This window comes from Clostridium sp. CS1-1 (genome assembly GCF_056135525.1).
In genome coordinates, this window is sequence record NZ_CM148680.1 from 5,038,231 (window position 1) to 5,052,164 (window position 13,934).

A 13,934-nucleotide genomic window follows, 5' to 3' on the forward strand; every position below is an offset into this window, starting at 1 on the left:
TAAAATATAAAAATTTACAACTAGGATGCTGGAGGACTAAGTTAATGTGCGATGGAGTTACTATTGGTGATGACGAACTACTATCTGACATTGGAAATATAGTTGATATAGATAATAAAAATTATGAGTATTTTAATTTTTTACCCTATGCCATATTGGTTCAGAGAAATGGCAAAGTTGTTTTTGTCAATGGTGAATTACAAAAACTTCTACATTGTAATGATGAATCTATACTAGGTAAATCAATAGTATCACTATTGCAGTTAAAGAGTGATGTGGTACTTGGTAACTCTCTTAATGAATCATTTAAAGTTATTGAAGGTGAGTATAAGATTAAAGATTTTCAATCAAATATAATTGATGTAGATATAAAGTGTAATATTAAGCAATTGAATAATTGTTGGTATGAATTTTTTGTACTTAGAGATACAACTATTGAGAAGAAAAAGTACAATGCTGCTATAGAGAAGGCAAAGAAATATATAGATATACTTGATAAGATTCCAGAAATTATCAAAGACAAAGAGAGCGTAGTTACTACGACTAGAGATACGTCAGAAAAAAGGGAATTACAAGAGAAACTGTTTGAGAGCAAAGAACTATATAAAAAACTAATTGATATCCTACCAGATGGTATAAGTATTTACGATGGCATTACCTATTCCTTTGTTAGTGACTCATATGCTAGGATGCTGGGGTATGATAATCCCAAAGAATTAGTAGGAAAAAGGCTTGACGAAGTGGTAAGTAAAGAAAATCATGAACTTATGAAACGAAGATTAGAAAATCTATTATCTCAGGATAAAATGTTTCCAAGGGTTGAGTATCAATTCATTACTAAGCAGGGTATATCTAAAGATTTTGAATCTACATCGGTAAGGTTCTGGTATAATAACAAGTTAAATATACTATCTTCAATTAGAGATATTACAGATAAAAAAAAGATTGAAGAAAGTAGGCTGTTGCTGGAGAGAGCCATAGAGTATGATAAATTAAAAACAGAATTTTTCTCTAATATGTCTCATGAACTAAGAACTCCATTAAATATACTTTTAAGTTCACTACAATTAATAAGTATGCACACAGATACAAAAGGAAATATCAATTTTTCATCAATAAGGAAGTACACGGGCATAATGAAGCAGAATTGTTATAGATTATTAAGACTTATTAATAATTTACTAGATATAACAAAGATAGATTCTGGTTTTTATACATTAAATATGTGCAATCATGATATTGTGAAAACAGTAGAAGATATTACTCTATCTGTAGCAGAGTATGTAAAAGAAAAAGGTATAGAGATTATTTTTGATACAGATATAGAGGAAAAAGTATTAGGATTTGATGCAGATAAAATTGAAAGAGTGATATTGAATTTATTGTCTAATTCAGTTAAATTTACCAGGCCTGGCGGAAAGATAGAGGTGAGTATTCAGGATCTAGTGGATTGTATATATATTGCTGTAAGGGATACAGGAAGCGGAATACCAAAGGATAAACTAACTAGTATTTTTGATAGGTTTATACAAGTTGATAAATCACTTTCAAGAAGAAGCGAAGGAACAGGAATTGGTCTGGCTCTTGTTAAATCATTAGTAGACATGCATGGAGGAAGTATTACTGTAGAAAGTGAATATGGCGAGTACACACAGTTTAATATAACACTTCCTGCAAAAGTTCTTGCTGTTGAAGATGAATCAGGTTTATGCCAAACTGCAATAAACAATGATTTAGACGATAAGAAAGTTGAAAGAATGAGTATTGAATTTTCAGATGTATATCTATAATTGAAAGAATAAAAAAGGATTCTAAAATATATTTGTTGCTATATTACTATATAGTGTTATACTGTAGTCATAGATGTGAATACTACCCCGTGTAGAGAATTGATTTATAAACGTGAAGATAATCTTTTTCTACTATGTTATTTTATTTATGGTAGTTACATAGCAATAAAATAAAAAATAAATGGACGTGTAGTGTGCCTATTAATAGGTATATTACAGCCTCGTGTTGAAGAGTCACTTCGTAATTCTCGAAGTGGTTCTTATTTTTTTGCAATTAATAGCATTGTAATTACTAAGTCTATATACTAAGGGGATTGAATAAGGTGCATGAAACGAATAAAGATATAAGTGATGAAGAAATTGAAGAATATGAAATAGACTTTTATATAAGGATATTAGAGGCCTTAGTAGAAATTTACAAGTATAATTCAAAAGAAAATGAGTAGTTAGATATTTTTAGTAGTATTCATATCTATAAAACAGATGGAGGTAGATCTTAGGTCTACCTCTATTTTTTATAATGAATTTATTTTTAATATCATAAGTCTGTCAATAATCGAGGAGAGTCCATCAATAAAGGAGTTAATTATGAGCAGTTTAAAATATGTTGAATCTTCAGCAAGAAGATCTGTTGCCTATCTTAGTTTATTAGTAACAACACAATTGCATTTAAGAAATCCTTTTGTAATTACTTAGATAAAAGAAGTCCGTTAGTTTCACCTATTTAGTCGTTATTGATTCCAGGTGGAGGTCAATTATATATTCATAGGCTTATCACAGCCTTTTTTTGTTGCTTGATGAATAATTCTATGTTTAAACGCTAATTTCCTTCCAACGATTCATTACACTTTTTCAGGTGATTTTCAACAAGCAAAGTCGGTTTTAGATATGCAATGACTTTTAAATATCCCATATAATAAAGTTTGATTACTTGATAAAAAAATTGAATAAGGAAAGAAGATTTAATTAGTGTGATTTCACCTAGTTAAATCTCTTTGCTATTTACCACCTATTTTTCATCATTAGGTTTTTGGGAATTTTTAATGTGAAGATGTATATAAGTGCGGAAACATCGTAATCCCTGAGCGAACAATACAAATAATATAAACATATAGTCTTTATATTATCAATTCTTTTTATGCTATAATATTATGTGTAATTAATGAAGCTATCAGGGGGGAAGTGACGTATGAATAATACAAAATCAGCGAAGTTAAATTACATCTTACCGATTCTATTTATATTTCTAATGATGATACTAACAGCAATATGTGATAATGTAAGGGGAATTTTTATTCCAGTGTTTCGAGATGAGTTTTCTATAAATAATACAAGTATAGGAATTATGCTTACATCAGCTTCTTTAGGTTATATAATTTGTACCTATATTGGGGGAATACTATGTGAAAAAATAGGACAAAAGAAAGTATATATACTAGCTTATATTTTCATAATATTATCTCTGTTAGTGCTATCTATAAGTCCTAATTTTACAACATTATTGTTAGGAATATTTTTCCTAAACGTAGGTCAATCATTAATAAGTATAGCAACAAACACACTTGTTCCTATATTATTTTTAACATTTCAAGCGGTACTTATGAATTTGACACATTTTTGTTATGGTGTTGGTTCTGCCTTTTCACAGAGGTTTGCGGGGATTATGCTTTATAGAGGTGTAACTTGGAGACAAATATACACAATGGTAGCTATATATGCTTTGATATTATTCGTATTTTTTATATTTATCAAAATACCTGAACCAAGTAAGGTGAAAAAAGATTATAATATAGATAAAAAACAAATATATAAAAATAAATTAATATATTTTTATATATTTGCATTAGGTTTTTATGTTTTTGCTGAAACTGGGACAGGAAATTGGTTCGTCAATTATATGGAAAAGAGCTACAATTACAATAAAAGCGAAAGTTCTTTTTATATAGCTATATTCTTTGCATTATTTGCAATAGGAAGGTTTATAGGTGGATTTATAGTTGAAAAGACTGGCTATATCAACACTGTACTTATCTCATCTATATTAGCATTTGTCTCTTATGCTATTGGGTTGGGATTAGGGGAAAAAGGCTTAGCTATAATATCAATAGCTGGATTTTTCTTTTCTATAACTTTTCCAACAATAGTTTTAACTATAAATAAGGTTTTTAAAGAGGGAAGTGCATATGTTACTGGAGTTGTTGTAACTTTTGCATCAGCCACCAGTATGATTATGAACCTGCTTATGGGATATTTAAATGATAGAGTTAGTACTTATACTGCATATTGGCTTTTACCGGTTAGCTTAGTGATTTCAATAACATTTATATACTTAATTTACGTAAATACAAAAGACCAACTGTTGAAAAAGTCAATTTAAGTTCTTTAGTTTAAACAAGTAGGAGAGATTAAGATGTCAAAAGGGCAACATGTAAATGTAAATGTAGATTTAGTCAAGGGAAGCATGAATGAATATATTATAAGAGACAATTGTGGCATAACAATAGGAAGAGTATTTGTAATTGAACTTTCAAAAGAAAATAGATATTGTAGTTTTAGAATAAAGTTTTATAAACATGGACAAACGAGTTATGATTTATTAAAAGAATCATTGAATGTATTTTTAATGTCTTTATTTAAAAATATGGACATAAATAAGATAAATGTATTAGCTGACGAAGAAGTAAATACTATGGCTTTTATAGATATCGGATTTGAATTGGAAGGTATAATTACTAGTAGTGTGATATCGAATAATGTGTATAAAGACGAACTCTTATTTGGATTAGATTTTAAGACTTTTACAAGCGAACATAGATATAGTGAATCGGATATAAAAGGAATAAGTATAGGGCTCTCAGTTTTAACGCCACAAAATGCAGAAGAGGTTCTTGGGTATTATTTAAAGAATAAAAAACACCTTATGCCATTTGAACCAGATAGGGATGAAAGTTTTTATACATTAGATTTGCAAAAGAGGATTCTGATAGAAGGGTATAAGCAATATTTAAATGGAGATAGTGTTAATTTTGGTATTTACAGAGTAAAGAGACTTATTGGCAAGATACAGATATCTAATATAGTAATGGGAGTATTTAAGAGTGCTTTTGTAGGATATTCAATAGATGAAGATGAGCAAGGAAAAGGATATATGAAAGAAGCATTGAAACTTGTTGTAAAATATGCCTTTGACGAAATAGGATTACACAGGCTAGAGGCATCTACTCTATGTGATAACATAAAGTCTCAAAAGGTTCTTACCGCTTGTGGATTTAAAGAACTTGGGTTAAATAAAAAGTATTTATTTATTAATGGTAAATGGGCAGATCATATAACTTTTTACATAACAAAGAAATAGATAGCTATTATGAATAGCCTTAAAATGAAAGTACTTAATAAATTTATGTAAAAATTTGTTAAGTGCTTTCGTTTTTATTATATATTTTTAATTAAATAATAAAATGTTATTGTATTATTAATGGGAAAGAGAATTTAGTATAATTACCTGTTATATGATTATAGAGTAAATCGGGTATAAACTTATCCTTGTGTGTCAGTAGGTGTATTGATGTGGATTTAGAAGAAATAACGATTAATAGTAAAATAAACTTAGAATTTGAACTAGTACATAGATACCCAACTATACTTTTATGATAGAATAACACATGTTGTCACGAGATGCGACAAAGTATAACAAACAACTTTAAAAAATGATAAAAAAGTTGTTGACAAGATAAAACAAAGATGTTAAACTAAGTAAGCAGTCGAGATGAGACAAATTGATCCTTGAAAATTAAACAGAGTGAAAGATAAGTTAAAACTTATTTTTAAATAAACCAGCAATTCTTTGAGTTACTTTTAAAGTAACAAAACAGTAATGAGCAAGCAAACTTTTAAATTGAGAGTTTGATCCTGGCTCAGGACGAACGCTGGCGGCGTGCCTAACACATGCAAGTCGAGCGATGAAACCCTTCGGGGTGGATTAGCGGCGGACGGGTGAGTAACACGTGGGTAACCTGCCTCAAAGAGGGGGATAGCCTCCCGAAAGGGAGATTAATACCGCATAACATTAGTTTTTCGCATGAAGGACTAATTAAAGGAGTAATCCGCTTTGAGATGGACCCGCGGCGCATTAGCTAGTTGGTGAGGTAAAGGCTCACCAAGGCGACGATGCGTAGCCGACCTGAGAGGGTGATCGGCCACATTGGAACTGAGATACGGTCCAGACTCCTACGGGAGGCAGCAGTGGGGAATATTGCACAATGGGCGAAAGCCTGATGCAGCAACGCCGCGTGAGTGATGAAGGCCTTCGGGTTGTAAAGCTCTGTCTTTGGGGACGATAATGACGGTACCCAAGGAGGAAGCCACGGCTAACTACGTGCCAGCAGCCGCGGTAATACGTAGGTGGCAAGCGTTGTCCGGATTTACTGGGCGTAAAGGATGCGTAGGCGGATATTTAAGTGAGATGTGAAATTCCCGGGCTTAACTTGGGAGCTGCATTTCAAACTGGATATCTAGAGTGTGGGAGAGGAGAATGGAATTCCTAGTGTAGCGGTGAAATGCGTAGAGATTAGGAAGAACACCAGTGGCGAAGGCGATTCTCTGGACCATAACTGACGCTGAGGCATGAAAGCGTGGGTAGCAAACAGGATTAGATACCCTGGTAGTCCACGCCGTAAACGATGAGTACTAGGTGTAGGGGGGTCCAACCCTCTGTGCCGCAGTTAACACAATAAGTACTCCGCCTGGGAAGTACGATCGCAAGATTAAAACTCAAAGGAATTGACGGGGGCCCGCACAAGCAGCGGAGCATGTGGTTTAATTCGAAGCAACGCGAAGAACCTTACCTGGACTTGACATCCCCTGAATTACTCGTAATGGAGGAAGCCCTTCGGGGCAGGGAGACAGGTGGTGCATGGTTGTCGTCAGCTCGTGTCGTGAGATGTTAGGTTAAGTCCTGCAACGAGCGCAACCCTTATCATTAGTTGCTACCATTAAGTTGAGCACTCTAGTGAGACTGCCCGGGTTAACCGGGAGGAAGGTGGGGATGACGTCAAATCATCATGCCCCTTATGTCCAGGGCTACACACGTGCTACAATGGTGAGTACAATTAGATGCAAACCCGCGAGGGGGAGCCAAACTAAAAAACTCATCCCAGTTCGGATTGTAGGCTGAAACTCGCCTACATGAAGCTGGAGTTGCTAGTAATCGCGAATCAGAATGTCGCGGTGAATACGTTCCCGGGCCTTGTACACACCGCCCGTCACACCATGAGAGCTGGCAACACCCGAAGTCCGTGAGGTAACCGTAAGGAGCCAGCGGCCGAAGGTGGGGTCAGTGATTGGGGTGAAGTCGTAACAAGGTAGCCGTAGGAGAACCTGCGGCTGGATCACCTCCTTTCTAAGGAATAATAACTAGAAGCTTAGGTTTTTAGTTACATTGGAATTCTGGTTTACACTCTGTTTAATTTTGAGGGATTAAAACCTCAAATAAAGCTAACACTAAGGTGGTAGCGAAATGTTCTTTGAAAATTGCACAGTGATAAGCGTTGAATAATGAAAATTATTTAACATAAACAAAGTAAAGCTAAAGGTATATATACCTTTGTAGAATTATGATTTAAGGTCAAGCTACAAAGGGCGCATGGTGAATGCCTTGGCACCAGTAGCCGATGAAGGACGCGATAAGCTGCGATAAGCTTCGGGTAGGCGCAAATAGCCTGCGATCCGGAGATTTCCGAATGGGGCAACCCACATAGCTAACGCTATGTACTGTAAACTGAATTCATAGGTTTATAGAGGTAGACCCGGGGAACTGAAACATCTAAGTACCCGGAGGAAGAGAAAGAAAAATCGATTTCCTAAGTAGCGGCGAGCGAAAGGGAAAGAGCCCAAACCAGGAACTTGTTCCTGGGGTTGCGGACAGATCATTAAATACTGTGATTTCTTAATTGAAGAGAGCTGGAAGGCTCCGCCATAGAAGGTAACAGCCCTGTAGGTAAAAAGAATAACAGTCAGATCTGATCCAGAGTACCACGAGACACGTGAAACCTTGTGGGAAGCAGGGAGGACCACCTCCCAAGGCTAAATACTAACTGGTGACCGATAGTGAAGCAGTACCGTGAGGGAAAGGTGAAAAGAACCCCGGAAGGGGAGTGAAATAGAACCTGAAACCGTGTGTCCACAATCAGTCGAAGCAGTTTTACCTGCGACGACGTGCTTTTTGTAGAACGAGCCAGCGAGTTACGATGTGTAGCAAGGTTAAGTATTTAAGATACGTAGCCGAAGGGAAACCGAGTCTGAATAGGGCAAAAAGTTGCATGTCGTAGACCCGAAACCGGGTGACCTATCCATGGACAGGTTGAAGCGGAAGTAAAATTCCGTGGAGGACCGAACCACATTGGTGTTGAAAAACCATGGGATGAGCTGTGGATAGCGGAGAAATTCCAATCGAACTCGGAGATAGCTGGTTCTCCTCGAAATAGCTTTAGGGCTAGCGTTTTGAATGAGTAGTGGAGGTAGAGCACTGAATGGGCTAGGGGCTGACAACAGTTACTGAACCCTATCAAACTCCGAATGCCATATACTTGAATCAAAGCAGTCAGACTACGAATGATAAGATCCGTGGTCAAAAGGGAAACAGCCCAGACCATCAGCTAAGGTCCCAAAGTGTAAGTTAAGTGGAAAAGGATGTGGGATTTCCAAGACAACTAGGATGTTGGCTTAGAAGCAGCCACTCATTTAAAGAGTGCGTAATAGCTCACTAGTCGAGAGATCCTGCGCCGAAGATGTTCGGGGCTAAAACTTACCACCGAAGCTATGGATTGATACGTAAGTATCAGTGGTAGAGGAGCTTCCTGTATGGGTTGAAGTCGTACCGTAAGGAGCGGTGGACTGTACAGGAGTGAGTATGCTGGCATAAGTAGCGAGAAATAAGTGAGAATCTTATTGGTCGAAAACCTAAGGTTTCCTGAGGAAGGCTCGTCCGCTCAGGGTTAGTCGGGACCTAAGCCGAGGCCGAAAGGCGTAGGTGATGGACAATCGGTTGATATTCCGATACCACCAGTTTGCGTTATTACAAATGGGATGACGCAGGAGGATAGGATGTGCGCACTATTGGATGTGCGTCTAAGCACTTAGGCAGACTAGATAGGCAAATCCGTCTAGTTAATGCTGAGGTGTTACGGGGAGCCCTTTTGGGCGAAGTATCTGATTCCACGCTGCCAAGAAAAGTCTCTATGGAGTGAACTGGTGCCCGTACCGCAAACCGACACAGGTAGGTGAGGAGAGAATCCTAAGACCAGCGGAAGAATTGTTGTCAAGGAACTCGGCAAATTGACCCCGTAACTTCGGGAGAAGGGGTGCCACCGCAAGGTGGTCGCAGAGAATAGGCCCAAGCAACTGTTTAGCAAAAACACAGGTCTCTGCTAAAGCGAAAGCTGATGTATAGGGGCTGACGCCTGCCCGGTGCTGGAAGGTTAAGGGGAACACTTAGCGCAAGCGAAGGTGTGAACTTAAGCCCCAGTAAACGGCGGCCGTAACTATAACGGTCCTAAGGTAGCGAAATTCCTTGTCGGGTAAGTTCCGACCCGCACGAATGGCGTAATGACTTGGGCACTGTCTCGACAACAAATCCGGCGAAATTGTATTGCGAGTGAAGATGCTCGCTACCCGCGATTGGACGGAAAGACCCCGTAGAGCTTTACTGTAGCTTAGCATTGAGTCTCGGTATTGTCTGTACAGGATAGGTGGGAGACTGCGAAGCAGAGGCGTCAGCCTTTGTGGAGTCGTCCTTGGGATACCACCCTGACAGTACTGGGATTCTAACCGGCGGCCATGAATCTGGTCACGGGACATTGTTAGGTGGGCAGTTTGACTGGGGCGGTCGCCTCCTAAAAAGTAACGGAGGCGCCCAAAGGTTCCCTCAGAACGGTTGGAAATCGTTCGTAGAGTGCAAAGGCAGAAGGGAGCCTGACTGCGACACAAACAAGTGGAGCAGGGACGAAAGTCGGGCTTAGTGATCCGGTGGTACCTCGTGGGAGGGCCATCGCTCAACGGATAAAAGCTACCTCGGGGATAACAGGCTGATCTCCCCCAAGAGTCCACATCGACGGGGAGGTTTGGCACCTCGATGTCGGCTCGTCGCATCCTGGGGCTGAAGTAGGTCCCAAGGGTTGGGCTGTTCGCCCATTAAAGCGGCACGCGAGCTGGGTTCAGAACGTCGTGAGACAGTTCGGTCCCTATCCGTCGCGGGCGTAGGAAATTTGAGAGGAGCTGTCCTTAGTACGAGAGGACCGGGATGGACTGACCTCTGGTGCACCAGTTGTTCCGCCAGGAGCACAGCTGGGTAGCTATGTCGGGACGGGATAAACGCTGAAAGCATCTAAGCGTGAAGCCCACCTCAAGATAAGATTTCCCATAGCGTAAGCTAGTAAGACCCCTTGAAGAACACAAGGTTGATAGGTCAGAGGTGTAAGCATGGTAACATGTTCAGCTGACTGATACTAATAGGTCGAGGGCTTGACCTAAAACATCACTGTGCAATTTTGAGAGAACATCTCAAATCTAGTGGTTATGACGTGAAGGCTACACCCGTTCCCATTCCGAACACGATGGTTAAGCTTCACAGTGCCGATGGTACTGCACGGGAGACTGTGTGGAAGAGTAGGTCGCTGCTAGGTTAAATATGGTTTACTAGCTCAGTCGGTAGAGCACATGACTTTTAATCATGGTGTCCGGGGTTCGATTCCCCGGTAAGCCACCAAAAGCATCTTTTAAAGATGCTTTTTTTTATTTTTTGTTTTATTAAACTTACAAATATAATTTGGTATAGATTTTTATATAAATAAAGTTTATTATAATACTAGGATTCTATATAAATTTCCATACAGGATTTATAAAAGAATAGTTGGGAGGAATGCTTTTAATCAAAGTTAGATTTTTTAGTGATTTATGACTACATAATATAAGTTTAAGAAAGGTCTTGAAATATGAGTAAGAAATTCAAATGGATATTAGTTTTGATTTGGATGATTATTATATTTATTTTCTCTAATCAACCAGCTGTAGTGTCAGATGAGAAAAGTAAATTTGTTATAAGTGTATTTCAAATTTTAGGATTAAATTTAAGTAGTATTTTAGGTGATTTAGCTAATTTTATAGTTAGAAAAGTTGCCCACTTTACAGAATACTTAATATTATATCTATTTCTATTTAATGCCCTTAGTGAAAATTTCGATTTTAAAAGGTCACTTTTTCTAGGATTGATAGTAACATTTTTGTATTCTTGCACAGATGAGTTTCATCAACTTTTCATTCCGGGAAGAACTGGACGTGTTAGGGATATTATAATAGATACTTTTGGTGGAAGTGCTGGAATGGGAATATTATATATTAATAAAATAAATTCGTTAAAGAAGAAGCCCTAATTTATATTTTTTTTAGAGCTTCTTTTAATTTATCCCAATCATTTTTATACATTGAATGAAATTCTTCGTTTCTATTGTAAGTTAACGAAGATGGATGATACATAGGAAATACATATCTTTTTAGTTTTTCGTTAAAGTAAAGAGTGCCATGACACTCACCGATAGACTTAAAATTAGTTAGTCTCCTTAATGGTATATTACCTAATGTAATAATAATCTTAGGATTAACAAGGTTAATTTCATCATCTAGAACTTCGTGAAAGAGTTCCACTTCAGAAATTTTAGGAGGTCTATTACTAATAGTAGTTTTTCCGTTTTTGCCTTCCTTAATCTTTATTGGTCTAAAGAAACAGGTATTAGTTATTCTAATATTGTCTTTACTTAGGCCGATTAAATTTAAATATTTTTCAAAGTTTTTGCCTGCCATCCCTACAAATGGCTTCCCCTCTTCGACTTCTGTTTTTCCCGGTGCTTCTCCAACAAACAAGATATCACAAGGAATTGGCCCACCTCCTGTAATATATCCACCGATTTCACCTTTATAGTTTTCAGTTATGTTTTTAATTCTTTTTCTTAAGTCATCTTCTACACTCATTTATTTAAAACCCTTTCAAAAAATTAATTCATTATATTCTATCTTGAGTTGTTAGTGAACGATTTAGTATCTGATAGGAAAATTATATAAGGTTATTTTTTTCTTAATGAATTTAATATATTCATTATAAATACAAGTTTTTCGGATAACTTAATAATGTACATTAGTTTAACGAACTTAGCCGATATATTAGATCTAGATGGAATAGAAATGTACTAATACATTTTGATATGATTAGGATAGGTGATATAATTTTAATTAGTGTAATATTAGTAAAATTTATGTTTAATTAGGAGTGATATAATTATGAAGGTTCCATACATAATGACACCCGGGCCTACTGAGGTACGTGAAAATGTTAGACTTGCTAGGAGTATAGAGTTTACAAATCCAGATTTAGACTTACAATTCTATGATTTTTATAAAGAAACTTGTGAAAGTATAGGTAAGTTTTTAAAAACAAAAAATCAGGTCAGGATTCTAAGCGGTGAAGGAATATTAGGATTAGAGGCTGCTTGTGCATCACTCACAGAGAATGGGGATAGAGTTTTAGTTATAGATAATGGAATTTTTGGTGAGGGATTTGCAGACTTTGTAAAAATGTATGGTGGAGAAGCTATCTTATTTAGAACGGATAGAGAAAAGGACATAGATTTAGAAGAATTAAAAAACTTTTTAGATAAGGATAGTAATTTTAAATATGCTACAGTAGTGCACTGTGATACACCTTCAGGAGTACTTAATAATATATCTCTAATATGTCATTTACTAAAAGAAAGAGGTATATTAACAATAGTAGATAGTGTTGCAGCTATGGGAGGGGAAGAACTAAGAGTAGATGATTGGAAGATAGACATAGCACTTGGAGCTTCACAAAAGAGCATTTCTGCACCACCGGGGCTGACAATTATAAGTATAAGTGAAGATGCTTTTAACTCCATGAAGAATAGGAAATCTCCTATAGCATCATTTTATTGCAACTTATTAGTTTGGGAAAATTATTATGAAGATAAGTGGTTTCCTTATACACAACCTATAAGTGATATAATAGCCCTTAGGGTAGCTATAGATAATATTCTGATTGATAAGGACATTTTAGAAAGGCATAGAAAGATAGCAGAGGCAACCAGAAGTGCAATTAAAGAATCAGGTTTAGAACTTTATCTTAAGAAAGGGTACTCTAATACTGTCACTACTATTAAAATACCTGAAGGAATAGATGATAAAGTATTAAGAAACTATATTTTAGAGAAATACAATTTACTAATAGCAGGCTCGTTTGGATACCTAGGTGGCAAGGTAATTAGAATAGGTCATATGGGTGAGAATGCAAAAGTCAATAAAGTTAGTTATGCTTTAACAGCTTTACAAAAATCCTTAGAGCATTTTGGATTCAAGTGCAGATGTGATATGGCTTCTACTTTCTTAAGCGAGTTTTAATTTTGAGAGGAAAGTTGTTATTTATAAGTATAAAGTTTTAAAGTTATATGTGAAAAAAGTTAAACTTTAAGGATATATATCTATAAATAACAACTTTCTATTTTGTTGTGCATTATTCGATGAAAAAATTATAATTTTAGTTAAAAGTGTTGTCCGTTTTCGTAATATAGATTTTCCTTCAATACAGTGAAAAACACATCTGCATTTTTATAACCAGACTTATGTATTAAATCAGTTATAGCTTTCGCAACTTTATCTTGTATTTCTTGGCCTCTATCAAACCAAACTACTTCTACAAACGGGTATCCAGCATCTATTTTTCCATCCTTTATAAATGTTGAGGATATGGATTCAATTGTGAAATACTCTCTAGGACATTCTATGATTTTTTCAAGTTTATCAATCATTTCAGTGCTTATATTACATATTTTCTCAGTATCTATACCTCTTACTTTAATTTGTGGCATTTTGCTCACCTCCAAAGATATTTTAACTTACAAAGATAAAAAGTTAAAGATTTAATTTAATTTACAAATAAACATATCCCAGTGTGTCAACAATAGAATAATTGAGGATTAAGCTGATATAATTAAGAAATATCTAGTTAAGTGCTGATAATAGCATTTCATGAATTAGAAGGTTAAAAAATATATGGTAAGATAATATACGTCGCTGAGATATGCG

At 36.1% G+C, this 13,934-nt stretch carries 8 protein-coding genes, 1 tRNA gene and 3 rRNA genes; 10 read left to right on the top strand and 2 right to left on the bottom strand.

Annotated elements, in window-relative coordinates; translation table 11 throughout:
• The first annotated feature begins 44 nt into the window (after positions 1-44).
• The 9 genes from AC0N0V_RS23995 to AC0N0V_RS24035 all read left to right on the top strand — a co-directional run bounded on the left by AC0N0V_RS23995 (position 45) and on the right by AC0N0V_RS24035 (position 11,215).
• Positions 45-1,790, top strand: coding sequence for a sensor histidine kinase (locus AC0N0V_RS23995; protein WP_474461443.1), 1,746 nt, complete (start codon positions 45-47; stop codon positions 1,788-1,790).
• Positions 1,791-2,113: 323 nt separating this feature from the next.
• On the top strand, positions 2,114-2,236 hold the full coding sequence (locus AC0N0V_RS24000) for a hypothetical protein (RefSeq protein ID WP_261854256.1): 123 nt from the start codon (positions 2,114-2,116) through the stop codon (positions 2,234-2,236).
• Positions 2,237-2,979: 743 nt separating this feature from the next.
• The gene (locus tag AC0N0V_RS24005) at positions 2,980-4,167 is read left to right on the top strand and encodes an MFS transporter (protein ID WP_474461444.1); all 1,188 of its coding nucleotides are present in this window, start codon (positions 2,980-2,982) and stop codon (positions 4,165-4,167) included.
• A 33-nt stretch (positions 4,168-4,200) separates the two neighbouring features.
• Positions 4,201-5,145 carry a GNAT family N-acetyltransferase gene (locus tag AC0N0V_RS24010; protein WP_474461446.1) on the top strand — a complete coding sequence of 315 codons (945 nt, stop codon included), beginning with the start codon at positions 4,201-4,203 and terminating at the stop codon, positions 5,143-5,145.
• 536 nt (positions 5,146-5,681) lie between these two features.
• Positions 5,682-7,188 (top strand): 16S ribosomal RNA (locus AC0N0V_RS24015).
• A 223-nt stretch (positions 7,189-7,411) separates the two neighbouring features.
• Positions 7,412-10,315 (top strand): 23S ribosomal RNA (locus AC0N0V_RS24020).
• 36 nt (positions 10,316-10,351) lie between these two features.
• Positions 10,352-10,468 (top strand): 5S ribosomal RNA (rrf, locus tag AC0N0V_RS24025).
• The 16S, 23S and 5S rRNA genes sit together here with 1 tRNA gene alongside, the layout of an rRNA operon.
• Before the next feature lie 7 nt (positions 10,469-10,475).
• Positions 10,476-10,551 (top strand) — tRNA-Lys (locus AC0N0V_RS24030).
• 226 nt (positions 10,552-10,777) lie between these two features.
• The gene (locus AC0N0V_RS24035) at positions 10,778-11,215 is read left to right on the top strand and encodes a VanZ family protein (protein WP_474461447.1); all 438 of its coding nucleotides are present in this window, start codon (positions 10,778-10,780) and stop codon (positions 11,213-11,215) included.
• 1 nt (position 11,216) lies between these two features.
• On the opposite strand, the gene AC0N0V_RS24040 is transcribed toward AC0N0V_RS24035, so the two are convergent.
• Positions 11,217-11,810 (bottom strand): uracil-DNA glycosylase, encoded by a 594-nt coding sequence (locus tag AC0N0V_RS24040; protein ID WP_474461448.1) that lies wholly within the window; start codon positions 11,808-11,810, stop codon positions 11,217-11,219.
• Between the two features lie 306 nt (positions 11,811-12,116).
• On the opposite strand from AC0N0V_RS24040, the gene AC0N0V_RS24045 reads away from it, so the two are divergent.
• Positions 12,117-13,250: a pyridoxal-phosphate-dependent aminotransferase family protein gene (locus AC0N0V_RS24045; protein WP_474461449.1), complete on the top strand. Its 1,134-nt coding sequence runs from the start codon at positions 12,117-12,119 to the stop codon at positions 13,248-13,250.
• A 140-nt stretch (positions 13,251-13,390) separates the two neighbouring features.
• Here the strand turns inward: AC0N0V_RS24045 and AC0N0V_RS24050 are convergent, their stop codons facing one another.
• On the bottom strand, positions 13,391-13,717 hold the full coding sequence (locus AC0N0V_RS24050) for a DUF1904 domain-containing protein (RefSeq protein WP_474461450.1): 327 nt from the start codon (positions 13,715-13,717) through the stop codon (positions 13,391-13,393).
• Positions 13,718-13,934 lie beyond the last annotated feature (217 nt).

What these genes read in the sequence shown, in the direction of transcription:
- AC0N0V_RS23995 (WP_474461443.1), top strand. Translation starts at nt 45, where the DNA reads ATGTGCGATGGAGTTACTATTGGTGATGACGAACTACTATCTGACATT.
- AC0N0V_RS24005 (WP_474461444.1), top strand. Translation starts at nt 2,980, where the DNA reads ATGAATAATACAAAATCAGCGAAGTTAAATTACATCTTACCGATTCTA.
- AC0N0V_RS24010 (WP_474461446.1), top strand. Translation starts at nt 4,201, where the DNA reads ATGTCAAAAGGGCAACATGTAAATGTAAATGTAGATTTAGTCAAGGGA.
- AC0N0V_RS24035 (WP_474461447.1), top strand. Translation starts at nt 10,778, where the DNA reads ATGAGTAAGAAATTCAAATGGATATTAGTTTTGATTTGGATGATTATT.
- AC0N0V_RS24040 (WP_474461448.1), bottom strand. Translation starts at nt 11,810, where the DNA reads ATGAGTGTAGAAGATGACTTAAGAAAAAGAATTAAAAACATAACTGAA.
- AC0N0V_RS24045 (WP_474461449.1), top strand. Translation starts at nt 12,117, where the DNA reads ATGAAGGTTCCATACATAATGACACCCGGGCCTACTGAGGTACGTGAA.
- AC0N0V_RS24050 (WP_474461450.1), bottom strand. Translation starts at nt 13,717, where the DNA reads ATGCCACAAATTAAAGTAAGAGGTATAGATACTGAGAAAATATGTAAT.